The sequence below is a fragment of the Curtobacterium sp. Csp2 genome (assembly GCF_013347165.1).
Genome location: NZ_CP054593.1, coordinates 2978654 through 2999274 on the forward strand (window position 1 = coordinate 2978654; position 20621 = coordinate 2999274).

The 20621-nt window shown below is 71.2% G+C and carries 23 protein-coding genes; 7 read left to right on the forward strand and 16 right to left on the reverse strand.

Features of this window, described 5'->3' with window-relative positions; translation table 11 throughout:
* Positions 1–48 precede the first annotated feature (48 nt).
* Both HUN59_RS14375 and HUN59_RS14380 read left to right on the forward strand, forming a co-directional pair.
* On the forward strand, positions 49–513 hold the full coding sequence (locus tag HUN59_RS14375; RefSeq protein ID WP_058742756.1) for a helix-turn-helix domain-containing protein: 465 nt from the start codon (positions 49–51) through the stop codon (positions 511–513).
* The gene (locus HUN59_RS14380) at positions 510–884 is read left to right on the forward strand and encodes a HepT-like ribonuclease domain-containing protein (protein ID WP_058742757.1); all 375 of its coding nucleotides are present in this window, start codon (positions 510–512) and stop codon (positions 882–884) included. The genes HUN59_RS14375 and HUN59_RS14380 overlap by 4 nt, the downstream gene beginning before the upstream one ends.
* 7 nt (positions 885–891) lie before the next feature.
* Here the strand turns inward: HUN59_RS14380 and HUN59_RS14385 are convergent, their stop codons facing one another.
* A complete protein-coding gene (locus HUN59_RS14385; protein WP_174778724.1) occupies positions 892–1353 on the reverse strand; it encodes a phage tail protein in 462 nt (153 codons plus the stop codon).
* Positions 1354–1390: 37 nt separating this feature from the next.
* On the reverse strand, positions 1391–1744 hold the full coding sequence (locus HUN59_RS14390; RefSeq protein WP_058742759.1) for a hypothetical protein: 354 nt from the start codon (positions 1742–1744) through the stop codon (positions 1391–1393).
* Between the two features lie 108 nt (positions 1745–1852).
* Between HUN59_RS14390 and HUN59_RS14395 the strand changes: the two genes are divergently transcribed.
* Positions 1853–2488: a TetR family transcriptional regulator C-terminal domain-containing protein gene (locus HUN59_RS14395; protein WP_058742760.1), complete on the forward strand. Its 636-nt coding sequence runs from the start codon at positions 1853–1855 to the stop codon at positions 2486–2488.
* Between the two features lie 33 nt (positions 2489–2521).
* On the opposite strand, the gene ychF is transcribed toward HUN59_RS14395, so the two are convergent.
* The 3 genes from ychF to HUN59_RS14410 form a co-directional block, all read right to left on the reverse strand.
* Complete coding sequence (gene ychF, locus HUN59_RS14400) at positions 2522–3595, reverse strand: redox-regulated ATPase YchF (protein WP_144802492.1); 1074 nt, start codon at positions 3593–3595, stop codon at positions 2522–2524.
* 61 nt (positions 3596–3656) lie between these two features.
* Positions 3657–3857 carry a hypothetical protein gene (locus tag HUN59_RS14405; protein ID WP_058741738.1) on the reverse strand — a complete coding sequence of 67 codons (201 nt, stop codon included), beginning with the start codon at positions 3855–3857 and terminating at the stop codon, positions 3657–3659.
* A 9-nt stretch (positions 3858–3866) separates the two neighbouring features.
* Positions 3867–4421: a hypothetical protein gene (locus HUN59_RS14410; RefSeq protein WP_174778725.1), complete on the reverse strand. Its 555-nt coding sequence runs from the start codon at positions 4419–4421 to the stop codon at positions 3867–3869.
* 51 nt (positions 4422–4472) lie between these two features.
* On the opposite strand from HUN59_RS14410, the gene HUN59_RS14415 reads away from it, so the two are divergent.
* The gene (locus HUN59_RS14415; RefSeq protein WP_058741739.1) at positions 4473–5147 is read left to right on the forward strand and encodes an exonuclease domain-containing protein; all 675 of its coding nucleotides are present in this window, start codon (positions 4473–4475) and stop codon (positions 5145–5147) included.
* A 95-nt stretch (positions 5148–5242) separates the two neighbouring features.
* A complete protein-coding gene (locus tag HUN59_RS14420) occupies positions 5243–6001 on the forward strand; it encodes a GntR family transcriptional regulator (protein ID WP_058741740.1) in 759 nt (252 codons plus the stop codon).
* 33 nt (positions 6002–6034) lie between these two features.
* Here the strand turns inward: HUN59_RS14420 and HUN59_RS14425 are convergent, their stop codons facing one another.
* From HUN59_RS14425 to iolC, 10 genes are all read right to left on the reverse strand, one after another.
* On the reverse strand, positions 6035–6442 hold the full coding sequence (locus HUN59_RS14425) for a tautomerase family protein (RefSeq protein ID WP_058741741.1): 408 nt from the start codon (positions 6440–6442) through the stop codon (positions 6035–6037).
* A gap of 124 nt (positions 6443–6566) precedes the next feature.
* Positions 6567–7766, reverse strand: a complete 1200-nt coding sequence (locus HUN59_RS14430; RefSeq protein WP_174778726.1) for a Gfo/Idh/MocA family protein — start codon at positions 7764–7766, stop codon at positions 6567–6569.
* Positions 7763–8878, reverse strand: a complete 1116-nt coding sequence (locus tag HUN59_RS14435) for a transaldolase family protein (RefSeq protein ID WP_174778727.1) — start codon at positions 8876–8878, stop codon at positions 7763–7765. The genes HUN59_RS14430 and HUN59_RS14435 overlap by 4 nt, the downstream gene beginning before the upstream one ends.
* Positions 8875–9993 (reverse strand): Gfo/Idh/MocA family protein, encoded by a 1119-nt coding sequence (locus HUN59_RS14440; RefSeq protein ID WP_254629897.1) that lies wholly within the window; start codon positions 9991–9993, stop codon positions 8875–8877. The genes HUN59_RS14435 and HUN59_RS14440 overlap by 4 nt, the downstream gene beginning before the upstream one ends.
* Before the next feature lie 41 nt (positions 9994–10034).
* Positions 10035–10955: a sugar phosphate isomerase/epimerase family protein gene (locus HUN59_RS14445; protein WP_174778728.1), complete on the reverse strand. Its 921-nt coding sequence runs from the start codon at positions 10953–10955 to the stop codon at positions 10035–10037.
* A 37-nt stretch (positions 10956–10992) separates the two neighbouring features.
* Positions 10993–12888 carry a 3D-(3,5/4)-trihydroxycyclohexane-1,2-dione acylhydrolase (decyclizing) gene (iolD, locus tag HUN59_RS14450; RefSeq protein WP_174778729.1) on the reverse strand — a complete coding sequence of 632 codons (1896 nt, stop codon included), beginning with the start codon at positions 12886–12888 and terminating at the stop codon, positions 10993–10995.
* Positions 12885–13787: a 5-deoxy-glucuronate isomerase gene (gene iolB / locus HUN59_RS14455; RefSeq protein ID WP_174778730.1), complete on the reverse strand. Its 903-nt coding sequence runs from the start codon at positions 13785–13787 to the stop codon at positions 12885–12887. The genes iolD and iolB overlap by 4 nt, the downstream gene beginning before the upstream one ends.
* An 8-nt stretch (positions 13788–13795) precedes the next feature.
* Complete coding sequence (locus HUN59_RS14460) at positions 13796–15322, reverse strand: CoA-acylating methylmalonate-semialdehyde dehydrogenase (protein ID WP_174778731.1); 1527 nt, start codon at positions 15320–15322, stop codon at positions 13796–13798.
* The gene (locus HUN59_RS14465) at positions 15319–16314 is read right to left on the reverse strand and encodes a class I fructose-bisphosphate aldolase (protein ID WP_254629898.1); all 996 of its coding nucleotides are present in this window, start codon (positions 16312–16314) and stop codon (positions 15319–15321) included. Before HUN59_RS14465 ends, HUN59_RS14460 begins: the two co-directional genes overlap by 4 nt.
* Positions 16307–17308: a 5-dehydro-2-deoxygluconokinase gene (gene iolC, locus HUN59_RS14470; protein ID WP_174778732.1), complete on the reverse strand. Its 1002-nt coding sequence runs from the start codon at positions 17306–17308 to the stop codon at positions 16307–16309. The genes HUN59_RS14465 and iolC overlap by 8 nt, the downstream gene beginning before the upstream one ends.
* Before the next feature lie 154 nt (positions 17309–17462).
* Here iolC and HUN59_RS14475 point away from each other — a divergent pair, with 154 nt between their 5' ends.
* Entirely contained in the window at positions 17463–18725 is a 1263-nt protein-coding gene (locus HUN59_RS14475) for a DNA recombination protein RmuC (protein ID WP_174778733.1), read from the forward strand.
* A gap of 22 nt (positions 18726–18747) precedes the next feature.
* Positions 18748–19848 carry a DUF1266 domain-containing protein gene (locus HUN59_RS14480; protein ID WP_174778734.1) on the forward strand — a complete coding sequence of 367 codons (1101 nt, stop codon included), beginning with the start codon at positions 18748–18750 and terminating at the stop codon, positions 19846–19848.
* A 6-nt stretch (positions 19849–19854) separates the two neighbouring features.
* On the opposite strand, the gene HUN59_RS14485 is transcribed toward HUN59_RS14480, so the two are convergent.
* Entirely contained in the window at positions 19855–20595 is a 741-nt protein-coding gene (locus tag HUN59_RS14485; RefSeq protein ID WP_174778735.1) for a PoNe immunity protein domain-containing protein, read from the reverse strand.
* Positions 20596–20621 lie beyond the last annotated feature (26 nt).

The window sequence follows — 20621 nt, forward strand, 5'->3', positions numbered from 1 at the left end:
TCCCTGGCCAGGCAGGACCGGTATAGTCCGGGTCCATGGGGACGGACCATGCGCATCGATCGGGCCGCTGACCTCCTGCGTGCCGCGCGCGAGGACGTCGGCATGTCGCAGAGCGCGCTCGCCTCGGCTGCCGGGATGCAGCAGCCGACCATCTCCGCGTACGAGAGTGGCCGCAAGCAACCCCGCGGTGAGACGCTGGCACGACTGCTGCGCGCCGCCCGCGTCCGTCCGAGCATCCCGCTCGCGTTGTACGCGGACGACATCCTGCGCGCCGCTGAACGGCACCACCTCACGAACGTCCGCGTGTTCGGCTCTGCTGTGCGCGGTCAGGACCACGAGGACAGCGACATCGACCTGCTCGTGTCCCTGACCCCGGACGCCTCGTTGTTCGATCTCGGTGGGTTCGCCCACGAGGTCGAGACGATCACCGGATTCACGACCGACCTGCTCACCGACGACCTCGACGGTGACGACGCGTTCCGGCACGTGCTCGACGAGGCGGTGCCGTTGTGAGCGACGAACGGTTCCGTCCGCGTCCGCGAGATCCGCACACGGCGGACCTGGATCGCTGGCCCGCCGTCCGCGACGGCCTGTTGGACCTGCTCGCAGAGTGTTCCATGATCGTCGACCGCGGCCGCTCGGAGTTCGACGAAGCACGCAGCCTGACCTACCGCGCCGCCGAAGCCGTCGTCATCCACTTCGATGATCTGCTGGGACGCCTTCCAGACGACCGGCTCGCGATGCTCCCGGCAGATCTCTCGCTGGCAGCGGTGCGCCGGACTCGGAACATCTTGTCGCACGACTACCGACGCGCGAGGAAAGAGATCGTCTGGGACGTCGTGGAGCACCGAATCCCGGCCGTCATCCTGGCGGTCGTCGGCTGACGCCGGGTCAGTACTCGTTCTTGATGACGAAGTACGAGCCGCGGATCGTCCCGGCGAGCTTCGACCGCTGCCGCGCGAACTTGAACGCGCTCAATTCCTCGGGCTCGTCCATGCCGTCGGAGAGCTTGAAGCCGACCGCCCGTTTCCCGCCGGGCTCGAGAGCGTAGAGGACGTTGATCGACAGGCCCGACTCGTGGAACACGTAGGTCCACCGGAGTCCCTCGACCTCGAACTGCGTCGCCTCGAGCACCGGCGACGAGATCTCGATGCCCCGCTCCTCGCGCAGGATCCGGGCGACGTACTCGACGAGCTCGGGAACGTCTGCCGCCGGCTCCGTCGTGAAGACGTGGTCGTACTTGTTCCGGAAGTACCGCGCCTCGTTCGCCCGGAGTCCGGCGAGGGCCTCGGCGTGCGGTGAGGACTCCAGGCCCTCGGTGGAGACGGTGACGAAGTCGACGACGTACGACATGGCGACACCGTAGCGGAACGGCGCCCGCCGGGGCAGGTCAGGGGGTGGGCGGCTGCGTGCGGAGCTTCCGCGCCTCGGGCTCGTCGGAGTGCGACGAGGCGGCGTCGGCGAAGCGTCCCCCACCGACCGCAGCCGTACGACGGACCAGCTCGTTGACCAGGTCCTCGTCCTCCGGCTCGAGCTCGTCGTCGGGTGCGTCCTCGACCATGATCTGCGACGCCGGGCCGAGCAGGACCTCGGCGGTCGTGCTGAACCCCTCGGCGTCGGCACTCGGGATCTCGACGATGTCCGTCGTCCCGTTCTCACCGAGCGCAGCGGCGTAGGCGAGCACCGCTTCGGCGATCGCAGTGCCGGTCATCACCCGGTTGTCTCCGTAGACCACGTACTTCATGCCACCATCCAACGCCCCCGGTTCCGGGCGTCCCCAGGTTCGTCCCCCACTCGGGCACGGCCTGTTCTGGGGGTGGCTCCCCGGACGGACACCGGGTGGACTGGTGACATGCTCCCCGTCGCCCCCGCCGATGCTGCCGCGCGCCTCCGAGTCGAGGTGGTCGGGGCGATGATCCGCGTGCTCCGCGTCCGCGCCCTGCACGAGGTCGCGTTCGAGCACGTCGCGACGGAGTCCGGTCACCCGATCGACATCGTGACCGAGGTGTTCCCCACGTGGGACGGGCTCCTGCTCGCGACGATCGATCAGTGGAACGAGCAGCGGACCCTGCCGCTCATGCCGATCGCGGAGCGCAGCGGCACCGTCGTGTTCCTGCGCGCGATCGTCGGAGCGAACGTGGCCGATCCGTCGCTCATGCGCTTCCTGACGTCCACGCTCAACATCGCCGCGACGCCGCACCACCCGCTCGCACCGATGCTGTACGTGCGGTGGCGGCGCTTCCACGCGTTCGTGCAGCAGGCGCTGCAGCACGACGTCGAGGTCGGGCGCGAGCCGGACACCATGGAGCCGGCGCGGGGCGCCGAGCAGCTGCTCGCGACCTACGAGGGACTGCAGCTGCAGTCGATGGTCCGGCCGGAGATGGACCTGCTCGAGTCGTTCGACCGGGCGGTCACCCGGCTGCGCGAGGGGTGGTCACGCGCGTACGTGCCGCCGGTGTGGGACCTGGACGCGCTCGAGACGGTCTGAACCCGCGCAACCGCACCCAGGTCGCCCGCTCGATCAGTTGTTGAAGCGGAACTCCACCACGTCGCCGTCCTGCATGACGTAGTCCTTGCCCTCGATCCGGGCCTTGCCGGCAGCGCGCGCCTCGGCGATCGAGCCGGTCGCCATGAGGTCCTCGAACGAGATGACCTCGGCCTTGATGAAGCCCTTCTCGAAGTCGGTGTGGATCACGCCGGCAGCCTGGGGCGCCTTCCACCCCTTGCCGATCGTCCACGCCCGCGACTCCTTCGGCCCGGCCGTCAGGTAGGTCTGCAGCCCGAGGGTGTCGAAGCCGATGCGCGCGAGCTGGTCGAGCCCGGACTCGGTCTGCCCGGTGGACTCCAGCAGCTCCGCGGCGTCGGCGGGGTCGAGGTCGATCAGCTCCGACTCGACCTGGGCGTCGAGGAACACGGCCTGCGCGGGGGCGACGAGCGCGGCGAGCTCGGCCTTGCGGGACTCGTCCGTCAGGATCGCCTCGTCGACGTTGAAGACGAAGATGAAGGGCTTGGCCGACAGCAGCCCGAGCTCGGCGATCGGCGCGAGGTCGATCGTCGCGGCGGACAGCAGCGTGCCCTGCTCGAGGATCTCCTTCGCGGCGCGCGCGGTCTCGAGCACGATCGGCTCGGCCTGCTTGAGCTTGACAGTCTTCTCGTACCGGGGCAGCGCCTTCTCGATGGTCTCGAGGTCGGCGAGGATCAGCTCGGTGTTGATGACCTCGAGGTCGTCCTTCGGCGAGACCTTGTTCGCCACGTGCACGACGTCGTCGTCGGTGAAGCCGCGGACGACCTGCGCGATGGCGTCGGCTTCGCGGATGTTCGCGAGGAACTTGTTGCCGAGCCCCTCCCCCTCGCTGGCGCCCTTGACGATGCCGGCGATGTCGACGAACGACACCGGCGCGGGCACGGTCTTCTCGGACCCGAAGAGCGTCGCGAGCTGGTCGAGCCGCGGGTCGGGCAGGTTCACCACGCCGACGTTCGGTTCGATCGTCGCGAAGGGGTAGTTCGCGGCGAGGACCTGGTTCTTGGTCAGGGCGTTGAACAGGGTCGACTTGCCGACGTTCGGGAGACCGACGATTCCGATGGTGAGAGCCACGGGAGGACAGCCTACCGGCGGCCGCCCGCCGGAGCCGACCCCGATCCTCCAGGCCGGTCGGTCAGGACGGCCAAGCGGACATGAGGAGCCCCCAGAAGGTGATCCAGAGTCCGTACGCCGTCCCCGAGACGATCACCGCGATGGTGACCCCGCTCGCGACGAGCGCCGTCCCGAGACCCACCGCGCGTCGCGCGGTCCGCGGTTCCGCCTCGACGCGTCGGGCGCGCGCCAGCAGCTCGTCGATGCCGTCAGACTCCCCCATGCGCTGAATCTACGACGGGTCGCCTCCGGACGCCAGGGTGCGGATCCGGCGGTCCACGAGTTCCAGGACGTCGGACTGGAGGCGCTGCGAGCGTCGCCAGTCACCGGTCACCTCGAGCGCGTGGTCGGCCCCGTCGACGGTGTGCAGCCCGGCCCGGGTCGTGCCGACCGCGGACGGCACCCAGAGCGGGTCGGCGGAGCCGCCGACCGCGAGGGTTCCAGAGCCGCATCCGGCGAGGGCGGCGGCCACCGTGCCGTCGGTGAGGACAGGGGTCAGCCAGACGCCGTCGACGCCGTGGCGGACCGCCCACGGGAGCGCGTACGAGCCGAAGGACTTCGCGACGACCAGGTCGGGCGTGCGGCAGTCGAGCGCGGCGGCGACGGCGCGCTCGACGAACGCGACCGGGTCGGCCTTCGCGGCGGCGTCGACCGTCCAGGTGGGCGCGACGACCTCGGCGCCGTACCCGGCGGCGATCGCGTGCGACCACCACAGCAGCGGCGCCTGACGGCCGTAGCCGGCGCCGGGCAGCAGCAGGACGAGCGGGGGCGTGGTGGTCGCGGTCACGCTCCGGACGCTACCGCCCGGTGGCCGCAACGCCGAGGGCACGACGGGGGGATGTCGGAACCCCGTGCGACGATCGGGCCCGTGCCGTTGAACTTCACCGCGATCGACTTCGAGACCGCGAACAGCTCGCCCGCCAGCGCCTGCTCCGTCGGACTCGTCAAGGTCCGCGGCGGCCGGGTCGTCGATCGGGCGTCGTGGTTCATCCAGCCGCCGACCGGGCACGACGCCTTCCTGGAGTGGAACACGCGCATCCACGGCATCGTCGCGTCGGACGTCGTCGGCGCGAAGGGCTGGGCGGAGCAGTACGCGGACATCGTGGCCTTCGCCGAGGGGGACGTCCTCGTCGCGCACAACGCCCGCTTCGACATGGGCGTGATCGCCGGCGGGTGCTCCGCCACGGGCACCGAGCTGGCCGAGCACCACTCGCTGTGCTCCCTGCAGGTGGCCCGCAAGACCTACGCGCTCGAGTCCTACCGCCTGCCGATGGCCGCCCGTGCCGCGGGGTACGTCGGCTTCCAGCACCACGACGCGGCCGCGGACGCCGAGGCCTGCGCCGCCATCGTCGTGCACGCCGCCGGCCAGCACGGGTGCGACACGGTCGAGGCGCTCGGAGCGGCGACGCGCGTGCACATCGCGCCGGTCCGACCGCGTGCCGAGCAGCCCAGGGCGACGACGCAGCCGCGGCAGCCGCGCCTGTCGAACCGCCCGATGATCTTCGCCGACTGACGCCAGCGGGCCGCCGGGGAGCCGCACAGCGCGGTGGTATTGTCACGACAATCCGTCCGGCGCTGTCGCCGACCCCGTCTTCCCGAAGGACCGCGATGACCAACGAGGGCCAGCTGCCGTCCGACCTGTTCCTGGACCTGGACCGGTCGGGTCCGATGCCCCTGTACTTCCAGGTCGCCTCGCGCATCGAGGAGACGATCCGCTCGGGTGTCCTGCCCCCCGGTGCCCGGCTCGAGAACGAGATCGCCCTCGGGGAACGCCTGGGCCTGTCGCGGCCGACGATCCGCCGGGCGATCCAGGACCTCGTCGACAAGGGACTGCTCGTCCGACGGCGCGGCATCGGCACGCAGGTCGTGCACGGCCCGGTCACGCGGAAGGTCGAGCTGACCAGCCTGTACGACGACCTGGCGCAGGGGTCGCAGGTGCCGACGACGAAGCTGCTGGAACGGAACGACGTGCCGGCCTCGGACGTCGTGGCCGAGGCCCTCGGCGTCGCCCCCGGCACGGTCGTCGCCCACATCCGCCGGGTGCGGTTCGCCGAGGACGTGCCGATGGCGGTGCTCGAGAACTACCTGCCGCCGGAGTTCACCGACATCACCGACACCGACCTGCAGGCGCACGGCCTGTACCAGCTGCTGCGCGGCCGGGGCGTGACGATGCGGGTCGCGAAGCAGCGGATCGGTGCCCGTGCGGCGACCGGCGACGAGGCCGACCTGCTCGAGATCGAGGACGGCGACCCGGTGCTCACGATGAGCCGGACGGCGTACGACGCGTCGGGCCGGGCGGTGGAGTACGGCGTGCACTGCTACCGCCCGGACCGCTACTCGTTCGAGGTCACCCTCGTCGACAAGTAGGTCGCGCAGCCGCCACGACCCGGCCGGGATGCGTCAGCTCGCGGAGGGGACGCCGAGCTCGCCGGTGACGTACTGGGCGCGGCCGAACCCGAACGACCAGTCCTGCGGGCCGTTCTCGACGTAGCCGATGAAGACGTCCTCGCTCGCGACGCCGGCCTCGGTGAGCCGGTCGTGAACGGCACGGTAGAGGCCCTGCTTCGCCTCGTCGCTGCGGCCGCGCTGCGTGAAGACCTGGATGATGACGACGCCCTCGGTCCGCTCGAAGCCGAGGCCGGCGTCCTGCGCGATGATCTGCTGTGCGGGGTGCTCGGTGATCACCTGGAAGCGGTCGCGCTCCGGGATGCCGTACTCCGAGACGATGGCGGTGTGGATCGCGTCGGCGATCGCGCGGACCTGCTCGGGGGTGCGGCCGGTGGCGAGGTCGATACGGACGAGCGGCATGGTGCCTCCTGGTTCGGGACTTTGTCATTACATACTAACAAGCGCCGGTCCAGAAGTCTCCCCGAGACGGACGGGAGGCGCGGTGCCAGCCTGCACCACGCCTTCAGTCCGCTTCCCGGTGCGTCTACAGCACCGGTGTCGCCGCCCGGTAGGTGAGCGGCCCGTCGACGCGCGCCACGTCGTGCCACGCCCCGTCGGCGAGCGAGGCCTCCGCCGCCTCCACGATCGACGCGGCCGCCAGGCCGTCGGCGACCGACGGTGCGAGCTGCTCCCCGCGGCGGACGCTCGCGACGAACTGCGCGGCCTCGATCGTCTTGAGGTCGTCGTACCCCATCGCGGTCCCGGCGCCCGGCTGGAAGCGGGCGAACTCGCCGTCCCCCGGAGCGACGAGGTGCGTCGTGTAGCCCGCCACCTCCTGCCCGTCGAGGAAGACGTCGAGCTCGTTCAGGCGTTGGAAGTCCCAGCGGACGGACCCCTTCGTCCCGTACACCTCGAGTGCGTACTCGGCGTGCGGCCCGCGCATCACCCGGCTCGAGTCCATCGTGCCGACCGCGCCGTCCTCGAAGCGGAACAGCAGGGCGGCGTAGTCCTCGTTCTCGACCGGGCCGTGCTCACCCGTCGCCGCCGCCGTCCGGTCGACGATCCCCCGCCCGGGGCGCGGACGGGTCTCGATGAACGTCTCGGCGAGGGCGGTCACGCTCGCGATCCGACCGACGACGTACTGCGCCAGGTCGAGGCCGTGCGACAGCAGGTCGCCGAGGACCCCGGAGCCGGCCCGTTCACGCTCGAAGCGCCAGGTGAGCGGCGCTGCGGGGTCGGACGAGTAGTCGGCCAGGAACGCCCCGCGGACGTTCGTGATCCGTCCGAGCCGACCGCTCCGGACGAGCTCGCGGGCCCGTTGGATCGCGGGGGCGTGCCGGTAGTTGAAGCCGACGCTCGTGATCACGCCCGCGCGTTGGACGGCCTCGTGGATCTGCCGCGAGTCGCTCGCGTACCGGCCCATCGGCTTCTCGATCCAGAACGGCTTGTCCGCCTCCGCCGCGGCGACGGCCACCTCGCGGTGCAGGAAGTTCGGCGAGCAGATCGACACCACGTCGACCTCGGGGTTGGCGAGGACCTCACGCCAGTCGGCGACCGCGCGCTCGTACCCCAGCCGCTCGAGCGCCTGGTCGCGGGCGGCCTCGACGGGATCCGCCGCGACGACGAGCCGCGGCTGCACACCGAGCTCTGGGAAGTGGTCGGGCAGGGCGCGGTAGGCGCGGGAGTGCAACCGCCCCATCCACCCGACCGAGACCAGGCCGACGCCGATCGTGTCCGCGGTCATGCCGCCGGGACCACGATGTCGCGCACCAGGGCGTCGAGCTTCGCGTCGGCGTCCAGGAACTGCCGCAGCGTCGTGACGGTCGCGCCGAAGCGGTCGAACTCGTCGATCGTCATGCCGTCGACGTCGTACCCGCGGGCGAACTCCGGCGTGGCCGCACGGAGGGCCGCGACGACGTCCGCGGGGACCTCGTCGTCGATCGCGTCCGGACGCCAGGGGAACGCGTTGTCGTTGATGTCCTTCGTCCACTGGAACGGCGGCGAGACGACGAGGTCCCCGCCCTGGAACTCAGACCACTGCAGGGCGTTCCGGAAGGCCGCGACGAGCACCCGCGACCGGAACCCGCGCTCGCGGAACACCCGGTACGCCTGCTTGACGGCGGCGACCCCGGCCCACTCGAGGATCCCCGGGTCGACGAGCACGTGGTCGCGCCCCACGACGGTCTTCAGCCAGTCGTCGAAGCGGCCGGCCATGAGCGTCACGACGTGCCCGAACTCCTGCTCCGGCAGTCCGTCGGCGGCCCGGCGGTCCAGGGCGCGCTCGATCGCCTCGCCGACGGCGACCACCTGCGGCACCGTGAACGACACGGTCGCGTTGATCGAGACCCCGCGGTACGCGGCCTCCTCGATCGCGGCGATCCCGACCTTCGTCGCGGGGATCTTCACGATGATGTTCGGCGCGAGCCCGGAGAACCAGACGGCCTGCTCCACCAGCGCCTCACGGTCGCGGTGCAGTCGCGGGTCGGTCTGCATGCTGAGCCGACCGTTGCGGCCGCCGGAGGCCTCGAACGCCGGGAGCAGCTGCTCCGCGGCCGCGATCGAGAGCTCCTCGACCGCCTTCCAGCCGATCCAGGATTCCCCCGCGGTCGGGTGCTCCGCGGCGATCTCGCGGATGCGGGGCACCCACCGGTCGGGGGCCTGCTGGATGCAGGTGAACGCGATGACCGGGTTGCAGGTGGCGCCGACCGCGCCGTACTCGTGGATCGCGGTCGACAGTTCGCGCGGGTCGGCGGAGTCGTTCCAGAGCGCCGTCGGCGTGGCGGTCGCGGCCTGCAGGGTGACCGGACGGGGGTCCGCGGCGGCCCGGTCGGCTGCCGTCTCGAGCGTGCTGGTCATCGGGTGAGTCCCTTCGTGATCGCGTCGAGCTGGGAGCGGGACACCGCGTCGGCGTTCTCGTCCTCGGCGAAGACGCTCGACACGGCGACGGTGTCGTAGAACGCGGGCTTCGTCAGCGCGTACTCGACCGTCTCGAGCGCGCCCGACTGCTGGGCGCGCACGGCGACCTCGGCCACGACGGACGCCGTGTACCCGTCCCAGGCGCTCGGCCCGTCGATGCCGCCGTTCCGCGCGGCGTCCACCCAGCGCTGCACCTCTTCGTCGTAGGCGGCACCGAAGCGCTCCTTGTACGACGGCGTGACGCCCTGCGACGACTGGCCGGCGGACACGATGGTCTGCGAGGTGTCCCGGCCGATGTACGCGACCCCGGACTCGAAGACCGCGTCGGTCGTGACCTGGTAGCCGAACTGGGCGTTGACGTTGATCTCGACGATCGCCATCGTCCCCGACTCGGTGGTGAACAGCACGAACTGCGGCTCGGGAAGGTCCGCCGGCGCGAGCGAGTTCTTCCGCGGCTTCTTGACCTCGACGCTCGTGATCGCCTCGCCGGTCAGGAAGGGGATGATGTCGATCTCGTGGATCACCGAGTCGTGGATGAGCATCGACTCGCTGAAGTTCGGCGGGGTCGTCGGGTTGCGGTGGGCGTGGTGCAGGGCCAGCAGGGCGCCGTTCGCCCCGGACTCCCGGAGCGCCCGGAGCTCCTGGTAGCCGGCGTCGAACCGGCGCATGAAGCCGACCTGGATGACCGGGTGGTCGGCGTGCTGCTGCTCGAGCTCGACGATGCGCAGCGAGTCCTCGGCGCTCGTCGTCAGGGGCTTCTCGCACAGCACGGTGAGCCCGCGCTCGAGCGCGGTCACCAGGATCGGCTCGTGCAGGAAGCCCGGCGTCGCGATCACGACGGCGTCGATCTCGGTCGCGGCGAGCGCCTCGTCGAAGGACGCGGCCGTGACCGCGCCGGGGGCGAGGGCGGCGGCGGCCTGCGCGCGTACCTGGTCGGGCTCGACGACGGCGACGACGTCGGCGTTCGAGATCTTCGCGGTGATCCGACGGACGTGGTCGGCGCCCATCATGCCGGCGCCGACGACGGCGACGCGGAGGTTCTGGTTGCTGCTCATGGGGTGCTCCTGGAGGGGTTGGACGCGGTGCTGGCGGTGCGTCAGGAGACGCGGGCGGCGGCGGTCGAGCCGAAGATGTGCCGGAAGGTGCGCTCGGCAATCGGGCCGGGGGCGTCGACCGAGCAGCCGTACATGTCCTGCTCGACGATCCCGAAGATCTGCGGGTTGATCGCGGCGACGGCCTCGATGATCGGTGCCAGCTCGGGGGTGCCGTGCGGGGGCTCGGTCATGATCCCCTGCGCGACGGCGTCGCCGAACGGGACGTCGTTCTTCAGGACGTCGAACAGCAGGTCGGTGTCGACCTGCTTGAGGTGCAGGTAGCCGATGCGCTCGGGGTGTTCGGCGATGAGCTTGAGGTTGTCGCCGCCGTAGTAGGCGAAGTGGCCCGTGTCCAGGCAGAGGTTCGTGTACGCGGGGTCCGTCTCCGACAGGAACCGCACGGTCTCACGGTAGGTCCCGACGTGGCTGTCGGCGTGGGTGTGGAACTGCTGGTGGACGCCGTACTCCTCGAGCAGCGCCTTGCCGAGCTGGTCGTGCCCCTTGCCGAGCCGCTGCCACTGCTCGTCGGTCAGCGTGCGGGACTCGAGCACCTCGGCGGTGGCGTCCGAGCGCCACAGGTCGGGGATCGTGACCAGGTGCTCGGCACCGAGCGCGGCGGCGAGCCCGGCGACCTTGACCGCCTGGTCCCACGCGCGCTGGAACTGGTCCTCGCCCTTGTGGAAGCCCGTGAACACGGTGCCGGCGGACAGGCGGAGTCCGCGGGACTCGAGCTCGTCGGAGAGCTGCGCGGGGTCGGTCGGCAGGTAGCCGTAGGGGCCGAGCTCGATCCACTGGTACCCGGCGGCGGCGGCTTCGTCCAGGAAGCGCTGCCACGGCACCTGGTTCGGGTCGTCCGCGAACCACACGCCCCACGAGTCGGGAGCGGTGCCGATGCGGATCGAGGCGGCAGGGGTTTCGGTCATGGCGGGTGGTGTCTCTCTGCAGGGGTGGGCGGGTGTCTCAGCCGAGCAGCGGGCGCTGCGCGGCGACCTGCTGCTCGTACTCGGTGCGGGCCTGCCGGGTGCTCGGCAGGGTCGAGGTCTGGGCGACCGGGACGTCCCACCAGCCGTGGCCGTCCGGGGCGTAGGAGAGCGGGTCGGAGTCGACGTGCACGAGCGTGGTGTGGTCGTTCGCCTTGGCCTGGCGGACGGCGGCCTCGAGGTCGGCGATCACGTCCGGCCCCGGCTGCACCTCGATCACGTCGACGCCGTACGAGCGGGCGTTCGCGGCGAGGTCGACGGGCAGCGGGTCGCCGTTCTCGAACGACTGCGTCTCGTCCAGGTAGCGGTACTTCGTGCCGTACCGCTCGGACCCGACGGTCTCGGACAGGTGCCCGATCGACGCGTACCCGTGGTTCTGGATGAGGACGACGACGATCTTGATGCCCTCGGCCACGGCGGTGACGAGCTCGGTGTGCAGCATCAGGTACGAGCCGTCGCCGACCATCACGATCGCGTCGCGGTCGGGGGCGGCACGTCGGACACCGATCCCGCCGGCGATCTCGTAGCCCATGCACGAGAACGCGTACTCGACGTGGTAGCCGAGCTCGTCGCGCACCCGCCACAGCTTGTGCAGGTCGCCCGGGAGCGACCCGGCCGCCTGGATGACGACGTCCCGCGGGTCGGACGCGCGCTGGACGGCGCCGATGATCTCGGCCTGCCCGGGCAGCGCGTTGCCGGACGGTGCGAGTGCGGCGTCGACGACCGCGTCCCACTCGGCCTTGCGCGTCGCGATCTCGTCGGCGTACCCGGCGTCCACCGAGTACGACGCGAGCTCGGCCGTCAGGGCGGTCAGGGTCTCGCGGGCGTCGGCGATCACCGGCAGCTGCGACCCGTGCTTGTAGGCGTCGAAGGACGCCACGTTCACGTTGACGAAGGTGACGTCGGGGTCCTGGAACGCGGTCCGGGACGCGGTCGTGAAGTCGCTGTACCGCGTGCCGATCCCGATCACGACGTCGGCCTGCGCCGCGACGGCGTTGGCCGCGGCCGTGCCCGTCGCGCCGATGCCGCCGAGGTACTGCGGGTGGGCCCACGCGAGGGCACCACCGCCGGCCTGGGACGTGCCGACCGGGATGCCCGTCGCCTCGACGAACTCCCGCAGCGCGTCGGCCGCGTCGGCGTAGAGCACGCCGCCGCCGGCGACGACCACGGGGCGCTCCGCCGCCCGGATGGCCGCGACCGCGCGGGCGAGCGGCCCGCGCTCGGGCAGCGGCCGCCGGATGTGCCACTCGCGGGGCTGCAGGAACGCGACCGGGACGTCGAGCGCCTCGGCCTGGACGTCCTCGGGCAGCGCGATGGTCACGGCGCCGGTCTCGGCCGGGTCGGTCAGCACGCGCATCGCCGCGAGGGCGATCGAGAACAGCTGCTCGGGTCGCTCCACCCGGTCGAAGTAGCGCGACAGCGGGCGGAACGCGTCCGTCACCTGGAGCGAGGTGTCGTGCGGCAGCTCGATCTGCTGCAGCACGGGGTCGGTGGTGCGCGTGGCGAAGGTGTCCGACGGCAGCAGCAGCGCCGGGAGCCGGTTCGTCGTGGCGAGCGCCGCGGCGGTCAGCATGTTCGCCGCTCCGGGGCCGACCGAGGCCGTCGCGGCGAAGGTCGCGCGGCGGCGGTGCATGCGGGCGAAGCCGACGGCCTGGTGCACCATCGCCTGCTCGTTGCGCGCCTGGTGGTACGGCAGCAGACCGGGCTGCTCGACGTGCAGCTGCTTGATCGCCTGCCCGAGCCCGGCGACGTTGCCGTGCCCGAAGATCCCGAAGATCCCGGGGACGGTCCGCTCGCGGTGGTCGCCGTCGACGGTCCACTGGTTCGCCAGGAACTCGACCAGGGCCTGGCCGACGGTCATCCGACGGGTGTTCATCGGGCGGTGTCCTCTCCGTAGGGCAGGCGCGGGTCGATCGTCTCGGTGTCCCACACCTGGCGGACCCAGCCGTGCGCGGGGTCGTCGGTGATGTTCCAGACGCGCTCCGGGTCGGGCCCGGCCATCACGTTCAGGTAGTACATGTCGTAGCCCGGTGCGGCGACCGCGGGTCCGTGCCAGCCGTACGGCACCAGGGCGACGTCGCCGGTGCGGACCTGACGGAACTCGTCGATGGGCCGGTCGTCCGACGCGTACGTGCGGTGCAGCGCGAAGGGCTCGGCGCCGGCGGGGGCGTCCACACCGCGGGCCACGTCGACCTCGTAGTAGTAGATCTCCTCGAGGTTCGACTCCTCGCCGCCGCGGTGCGTGTCGTGCTTGTGCGGCGGGTACGACGACCAGTTCCCTGCCGGCGTGATCACCTCGCACGCCAGGAGCTTCACCGCGTCGAGCCCGGCCGGGGTGCCGAAGTTGTGCACCTGCCGCGACGACTGTCCGGCCCCGCGGAGCTCGACGGGGACGTCGGCCTTCGCGATGTACGCGACCGGCTTGACGACGTCGGTGGGCGCCTCGGCCACCGCGACCCGTCCGGATCCGGTGATCTGCGCCTGCAGGCCGGACCCCAGGTACAGGACGTCGGTCGGTCCCTCGAAGACCCCGCCACGTCCCTCCAGGCCCTGCTCGCCGTTCTCGGCACCGGACCAGGTGACGTGGAAGCTCCCCGAGAGCGGCACGACCATGCGCTCCACAGCAGCGGCCGGGAGGCGCAGCTCGCCTCCGTCGGTCAGCGCACCCGTGCGGATGCCGGTGTGGGTCCAGCCGTCGACGCGGCCGTCGACCACGTCGGTCCAGCCGTCCTCGGGGCGACTGCCCTTCGGGTTGAACCAGTTGTCGTTCGTCATGCGTCGGCTCAGCCGTTCGACGGGAAGCCGAGGTTGATGCCGCCGTGCGACGGGTCCAGCCAACGGCTCGTGATCGCCTTCTGCCGCGTGAAGAAGCTCACGCCGTCGGCGCCGTACGCCTTGTGGTCGCCGAACAGCGAGTTCTTCCAGCCGCCGAACGAGTAGTACGCGACCGGCACGGGGATCGGGACGTTGATGCCGATCATGCCGACCTGCACGTCGCGCTGGAACCGTCGGGCGGCGCCCCCGTCGTTCGTGAAGATCGCCGTGCCGTTGCCGTACGCGCCGGAGTTGATGAGCTCGAGGCCCTCCTCGTAGGACCGCACGCGGACGACCGACAGCACCGGGCCGAAGATCTCCTCGGTGTAGACGCGACTGGTCGTCGGCACCCGGTCGATCAGCGTCGGGCCGAGCCAGAAGCCGTTCTCGTCGCCGTCGGGTCGGACGGTGCGGCCGTCCACCACGACCACCGCACCGTCCTGCTCGGCGACCTCGATGTACGAGGCGACCTTGTCGCGGTGCTGCTCGGTGACGAGCGGGCCCATGTCGCAGCCCCGGCGACCGTCCCCGATGCGCAGCGTGGCCGCGCGCTCCGTGATCTTCGCGATGAGCTCGTCGGCGACCGGCTCGACGGCGACGACGACCGAGATCGCCATGCAGCGCTCGCCCGCGGAGCCGAAGCCCGCGTTGATCGCGTTGTCCGCGACGAGGTCGAGGTCGGCGTCCGGCAGCACGAGCATGTGGTTCTTCGCGCCGCCGAGGGCCTGCACGCGCTTGCCGTGCTTCGTGCCCGTCTCGTAGACGTACTGCGCGATGGGGGTCGAGCCGACGAACGAGATCGACTCGACGTCGGGGCTCGTGAGCAGGCCGTCGACCGACTCCTTGTCGCCGTTCAGCACGGTGAAGACACCGTCGGGCAGCCCGGCCTCCTGGAACTTCCGCGCGAGCCAGATCGCCGCGGACGGGTCCTTCTCGCTCGGCTTCAGCACGACGGTGTTGCCGGCTGCGATCGCGATCGGCAGGAACCAGAGCGGGACCATCGCCGGGAAGTTGAACGGCGAGATGATGCCGACGACGCCGAGCGGCTGCCGGATCGAGTAGACGTCGATCCCGGTCGAGACCTGGTCGGAGAACTCGCCCTTCATGAGCGACGGGATGTTCGTCGCGAGCTCCACGACCTCCTGTCCGCGGGCGATCTCGCCGAGCGCGTCCGAGACGACCTTGCCGTGCTCGCTGGTGATGATCTCGGCCAGCTCGGCCTTGTCGCGGTTCAGGATCTCGCGGAAGGCGAAGAGGACCTGCTGGCGCTTGGTGAGCGACAGGTCGGCCCACGCCGGGAAGGCCGCCTTGGCGCTGGCGATCGCGCGCTGGATCTCGGCCTGGTCGGCGAAGGCGACCTGCTTCGTCACGACGCCGAGCGCCGGGTCGTACACGGGCGCCGTCCGACCGGAGGTCGAGGTGACGTGCTCCCCGTCGATCCAGTGGCCGACGGTCGTGGTGCCGGACCGCTGGTCGGTCGACTCGGTGGTGGTCATGCGTTGCTTCCTTCCGGGACGGACAGGGGCGGGATCTGCTGGGCGGGTGCCGGGGTCGAGGAGTGCGGGACGTGCGCCGGTGCGGCGGACCGGCCCCGGTCCTCCAGGCCGTGGACGAGGGACGCGGCGACGTCGACGGCCGCGGCCACGTCGCCGTCCCGGGGGTAGAGGAGGGTGCGCCCGACGACCAGTCCGCGGACCCCGGGGAGCGCGAGGGCGTCGGCCCACGTCGCGTACGTCTCGTCCGGGCTGCCGGAGGGGTCGCCGCCGAGCAGCAGCGTCGGCAGCGTGGTCGCCGCCATCACGCGCGCCATGTCGTCGACCACCGGGATCTTCAGCCAGCTGTAGGCACTCGACTCGCCGAGTCCGGCGGCGATGGCCATCGACGTGATCACCGCGTCGGCCGACAGGTCGTTGACGACCCTGCCGTCACGCCACGAGGACATGAACGGCTCGAGCATGATCGGCAGCTGCAGCGCGGCGGCCTCGCTGACCGCCTTCGCCGTCGCCTCGAGCGTCGCGACGGTGCCGGCGTCCTCGAGGGCCACGCGGACCAGCAGCTTCGCGAAGTCGAGCCCGGCGTCCTTGATCGCCTGCGCGGAGTACGCGGTGTAGCGGTCGTCGAGCTCGAACGTCGCGCCGCGGAGTCCGCCGCGGTTCATCGACCCGACGACGACCTTGCCGTCGAGTGCGCCGAGGAGCGCGAGGTCCTCGAGGACGTCCGGCGTCCCGAGCACCCCGTCGACGCCCGGCCGGCCGAGGGCGACGACGAGCCGCTCGAGCAGGTCGTAGCGGTCGGCCATGGCCGTGGCGTCCGACCCGACCGCCAGGGCGCCGCGCGCCGGATGGTCAGCGGCGACGATGAAGAGCTTGCCGTCGTCGGCGAGCAGCGGGCGACGGGTGCGGGTGCGGAGCACGTCCGCGACCCGCTCCGGTGCACCGGCCCGCAGGTCGCGCAGGCGGGCGAAGTCGGCGGAGCTGATCTCAGGCATCGACGTCCTCCTTGGTGGGCTGCACGGGGTTCTCCTGCAGGAACTGCTCGATCTCGTCGCTCGTCGGCATCGCCGTCGAGCACTCGAAGCGGGTGGCGACGATGGCCCCGGCGGCGTTCGCGAACGCGAGGGTGCGGTCGAGCGACCACCCCTGCAGCAGTCCGTGCACGAGCGCGCCGCCGAACCCGTCGCCCGACCCCAGGCCGTTGACGACGTCGATGGTGTGCGGGCGGAACTCGACCACCTCGTCGCGGGTCTTGGCGAGCACGCCCTTCGGGCCCTGCTTCACGATCGCGGCCTCGACCCCGCGGTCGAGCAGGGCGTCGGCGGCACGGACCGGGTCGGTCTCCCCCACCGCGACCTCGCACTCCTCGCGGTTGCCGACGGCGACGGTCGCGTGCTCCAGGGCGACGGCGACCTCGCGCGTCGCCGACGCGGGGTTCGACCAGAACATCGCCCGGTAGTCCAGGTCGAGCACGGTGTGCGCCTTCGTGGCGGCCGTCGAGGCGGTCCGCGCCGCGTAGGCCGCGTGGTGGGCGCTGCGGCTCGGCTCCTCGCTGAGGCCCGTGACCGTGGTCCAGAAGACCCGCGCGCGCTCGATCTCGTGCAGCGGCAGGGACTTCGTCGTGATCATCAGGTCCGGCGCCTTCGGGGCCCGGTAGAAGTACAGCGGGAAGTCGTCCGGCGGGAACACCTCGCAGAACGCGACGGGGGTGTTGAGCCCCGCGACGGTCTCCACGAACGTGTTCGCGACGCCGAACTCGGGCAGTGTCCGAGCGATGTAGCGACCGAACGGGTCGTCGCCCGTGCGGGTGATCACCGCGGCGTCGGCACCGTGCCGTGCGGCCGCGATGGCGACGTTCGTGGCGCTGCCGCCGACGGACTTCGAGAAGGTCGTGACGTCCTCGAGCGGGCCGGTCTGCTGCGGGTAGATGTCGACGGACACGCGGCCCATGGTGATCACGTCGTGTGCGTGGAGAGCTTCATCGGTCATGCGACGCGGGGACCTTCCGTGCGGCTTCATCGTCGGACGGTCACGACTGTACACCGCGTTTGGCCGAATGTCATTACATGGATCGGCTCAGGTTGGTGACGCCACACCGCCGGCCTGGAGGCACGGTGTCGGTGGGCACTGCCACGGTTGCGTCATGCAGATCCTCGCGCTGGTCATCGGTCTCGTGCTCGGCGTCGCCGTCGGCGCCGTCGTCGCCTGGTCGCTCGCCCGCTCCCGGGCCGGCGTCGACGCGGCCGCCGCACATGCGACGGCCGACGCGCTGCGCGCGCAGCTCGACACGGTCCGCTCCGACGCCGAGGAGCGGCTCGACGCGCAGGACGCCCAGTACCGGCGGCAGGTCGACTCGCTCGAACGCCGGGCCGCCGAACTCGAGCACCTGCTGCAGCGGATGCACGGGGTGGACGCGGCGCGCCAGCAGGGCGAGTCGAAGGTGCTCTCGGCGCTGAGCCCCGTCGCGCAGACCCTCGACGTGATGCGCGCCAAGATCGCCGAGCTCGAGCAGTCCCGCAGCGAGCAGTACGGCGCGCTCTCCGCACAGCTCCGGTCCGCCGCCGAGTCCGAGGAACGGCTGCGCGCCACCGCCGACACGCTCGCGAGCGCCCTGTCCTCGAACAGCACGCGGGGCGTCTGGGGCGAGACCCAGCTGCGGAACGTGGTCGAGGCGGCCGGGCTGCTCGAACGCGTGGACTTCGACGTGCAGTCCGCCGTCACCACGTCGGCCGGCGCCGCTCGACCCGACATGGTCGTGCACCTGCCCGGCGGCAAGACGATCGCCGTCGACGCCAAGGTGCCCTTCAGCGCCTACCTGCAGGCGGCGGAGATCCCGGCGGGAGCCACCGGCGCCGAGGGCGCACGGCGCGACCAGCTCGTCGCACAGCACGTCAAGGCGCTCCGGGCGCACGTCGACGCCCTCGCGGCGCGCGAGTACTGGTCCGGGTACGACGCCTCCCCCGAGCTCACCATCGCGTTCATCCCGTCCGAGTCGCTCATCTCGAGCGCCCTCGCCGCCGACCCCGGGCTGCTCGACCACGCCTTCCGGAAGCGGATCGCCCTCGCCTCGCCCGTCACGCTCTGGTCGGTCCTGAAGACCGTGGCGTTCTCGTGGCAGCAGGACGTCGTCACGGCCGAGGCGCGCGAGCTCCTCACGGTGTCGCGCGAACTGTACGGCCGGCTCGCGACCCTCGGTGGGCACGTGGACAAGCTCGGCCGGGCCATCCGGGGGTCCGTGGTCGACTACAACCGGTTCGTGGGGTCGCTCGAGCGCCAGGTGCTGCCGAGTGCCCGGCGGCTGTCGCTGCTCGACGAGTCGAAGGTCATCGCCGACCCCGTGTCGATCGAGGACGAGCCGCGGTTGCTCACGGCGCCGGAGCTGGTCGGGGCGCTCGACGAGGACTGACGGGCCGCTACACTCCCCCATCGTGGGGGAAGTACTGCAGAACCATCCTGGGGACCGCGAGTTCCCGGTCCGAGGTCGGTGGCGTCACCGCGCGATGGTCGCGAAGGCCCGCCGCCAGACCGGGCGGCGACGCGATCGGGCAGCCGCGTGGATCATCATGGCGCTCGCGATCGTCGCGTTCTTCGTCGCCCTGGTCGCATCGACGGCCGGCCCGTACGACGTCAGGCAGCACTTCGGCTACGGGTTCCAGGCCGTGTGGCGGTGCTTCCTCATCGCGTTCGTCGTCTGGTTCGTCCTGACCTTCGTCACGTCGCTCCGTGACCTGACACTGCCGGTCCGGGAACAACGGCGCTACCGGGCCCTCGCCCGGACACCGGAGCTCCCCGAACACCGGCTCCAGCAACTCGCACTCGCGTCGTTCGGCGACTTCTCCGACGGCTGGTGGCCGGCGTCGCTCGCCCCGTACGGTTCACGCACGGAGCTCGGAGGCCAGTGGCTGGACGACACCACGCCGTCACCCTTCGTCACGATCCCGCTCCCCGCACGGCCGTTCCTGCGTCAGGAGCTGGACCAGACGTACAAGGTCGCCAGTGGTCGGGACGCGCAGACCTTCGCGCTCGACCTGATCGGGCCGAAGAGCATCTCGTGGCAGTTCGCCGCGCTCGCTCGTTCCCCGGAGGGTGACGAGCGCCTGTCCAGGATGTCCTCGCTGCTCGGCGAGGACCCGTGGGCGGCCAGGAACCTCCTCGAAGCACGCGACATGCGCCCGGCCAAGCTCCTCTGGGCGATGGACGTCAAGAACGCCGTCTCGATGATCAGGGGCGCGTACTGCGCAGGCCTGCTCACCAGCGACGAGGCATGGGCGACGATCGACATCGTCTCGACCGTCGCGTTCACGGTGTTCGACTCGTGGGACGACTTCTTCGACGATCTCCGCGCCGGGTACGCCCTCGTGTACGACGACCTCAAGACCATCCAGGAGTTCGACCGTCTACGCGCCGAACTCGCACGGTCGAACTGGCCCGTGACCCGTCTCCCCTTCCCGGCAACGCCGCATGCGCCGCTCCCGCGCACCGTGGTCGAGCCGCTCGCGGCCGCCGAGGACGACACGGGCCGGAGCTGACCGCCGTCAGGAACCGCGGTGACGCGCGTCGACGAGGTCGGCTGGGTAGAACGGGGACGACCGCAGCGCTGTGTCATCGAGTCCTCGGGCCACCACGAGACCAGCCGCCTCCCACGCCCAGTACCCGAAGTACTTGGCAAACCGATCGCCCTGCACGGCCTGGAGCGCCGGCGCCCACCAGATGAACGAGATGTTCTTCTGCCACGCCTGCAGGTAACGGTCCAACGCCGCTACAGCACGATCCGGCTTCGCGGTCGACGCCGTCGCGAGGTTCTGGAACGGCCGCTTGTGCCAGACCGTGTCCCGCACCGGCTCGATCCCCAACAGCTGCGCGAGCACCGGATCCGCACCGCCACCGGCGTTCACGATGCCGACGAGGCGCTCCGTCAACGCCGGTCCGACCCCGACACACCGCGCCACCGACGACAACCACAACGCGTAGTAGTACGCCGACTTGTTGTCGAACGTGAGCGGGTCGAATGTGAGATCAGCGTTCGGCGCAGCCGCGTACCGGTTCCAGACTTCCCAAACGGTCACCGTCGATTCGAGGTCGTCGGCGAGCGCCGCGACCGGGTACCCGGCCGAGTAGCGAGCTCCCAGCAGGAAGAGCGTGGTCTCGAAGTTCGTCTGGGTCCCGATGATCCCGCCCCGGAGGTCATCGGCCCGGAACCGGTGGCTGAACGGCCGGAACTCCTCGACGCTCCGTGTCAAGACCTCGATTGCGCCGGTCCAGTACGCAGGGCTCACCCGATCATCACGCGGGGTACAGGCGT

What these genes read in the sequence shown, in the direction of transcription:
- HUN59_RS14375 (WP_058742756.1), top strand. Translation starts at nt 49, where the DNA reads ATGCGCATCGATCGGGCCGCTGACCTCCTGCGTGCCGCGCGCGAGGAC.
- HUN59_RS14385 (WP_174778724.1), bottom strand. Translation starts at nt 1,353, where the DNA reads ATGTCGTACGTCGTCGACTTCGTCACCGTCTCCACCGAGGGCCTGGAG.
- HUN59_RS14390 (WP_058742759.1), bottom strand. Translation starts at nt 1,744, where the DNA reads ATGAAGTACGTGGTCTACGGAGACAACCGGGTGATGACCGGCACTGCG.
- HUN59_RS14395 (WP_058742760.1), top strand. Translation starts at nt 1,853, where the DNA reads ATGCTCCCCGTCGCCCCCGCCGATGCTGCCGCGCGCCTCCGAGTCGAG.
- HUN59_RS14405 (WP_058741738.1), bottom strand. Translation starts at nt 3,857, where the DNA reads ATGGGGGAGTCTGACGGCATCGACGAGCTGCTGGCGCGCGCCCGACGC.
- HUN59_RS14415 (WP_058741739.1), top strand. Translation starts at nt 4,473, where the DNA reads ATGTCGGAACCCCGTGCGACGATCGGGCCCGTGCCGTTGAACTTCACC.
- HUN59_RS14420 (WP_058741740.1), top strand. Translation starts at nt 5,243, where the DNA reads ATGACCAACGAGGGCCAGCTGCCGTCCGACCTGTTCCTGGACCTGGAC.
- HUN59_RS14425 (WP_058741741.1), bottom strand. Translation starts at nt 6,442, where the DNA reads ATGCCGCTCGTCCGTATCGACCTCGCCACCGGCCGCACCCCCGAGCAG.
- HUN59_RS14430 (WP_174778726.1), bottom strand. Translation starts at nt 7,766, where the DNA reads ATGACCGCGGACACGATCGGCGTCGGCCTGGTCTCGGTCGGGTGGATG.
- HUN59_RS14435 (WP_174778727.1), bottom strand. Translation starts at nt 8,878, where the DNA reads ATGACCAGCACGCTCGAGACGGCAGCCGACCGGGCCGCCGCGGACCCC.
- HUN59_RS14440 (WP_254629897.1), bottom strand. Translation starts at nt 9,993, where the DNA reads ATGAGCAGCAACCAGAACCTCCGCGTCGCCGTCGTCGGCGCCGGCATG.
- HUN59_RS14445 (WP_174778728.1), bottom strand. Translation starts at nt 10,955, where the DNA reads ATGACCGAAACCCCTGCCGCCTCGATCCGCATCGGCACCGCTCCCGAC.
- iolD (WP_174778729.1), bottom strand. Translation starts at nt 12,888, where the DNA reads ATGAACACCCGTCGGATGACCGTCGGCCAGGCCCTGGTCGAGTTCCTG.
- iolB (WP_174778730.1), bottom strand. Translation starts at nt 13,787, where the DNA reads ATGACGAACGACAACTGGTTCAACCCGAAGGGCAGTCGCCCCGAGGAC.
- HUN59_RS14460 (WP_174778731.1), bottom strand. Translation starts at nt 15,322, where the DNA reads ATGACCACCACCGAGTCGACCGACCAGCGGTCCGGCACCACGACCGTC.
- HUN59_RS14465 (WP_254629898.1), bottom strand. Translation starts at nt 16,314, where the DNA reads ATGCCTGAGATCAGCTCCGCCGACTTCGCCCGCCTGCGCGACCTGCGG.
- iolC (WP_174778732.1), bottom strand. Translation starts at nt 17,308, where the DNA reads ATGACCGATGAAGCTCTCCACGCACACGACGTGATCACCATGGGCCGC.
- HUN59_RS14475 (WP_174778733.1), top strand. Translation starts at nt 17,463, where the DNA reads ATGCAGATCCTCGCGCTGGTCATCGGTCTCGTGCTCGGCGTCGCCGTC.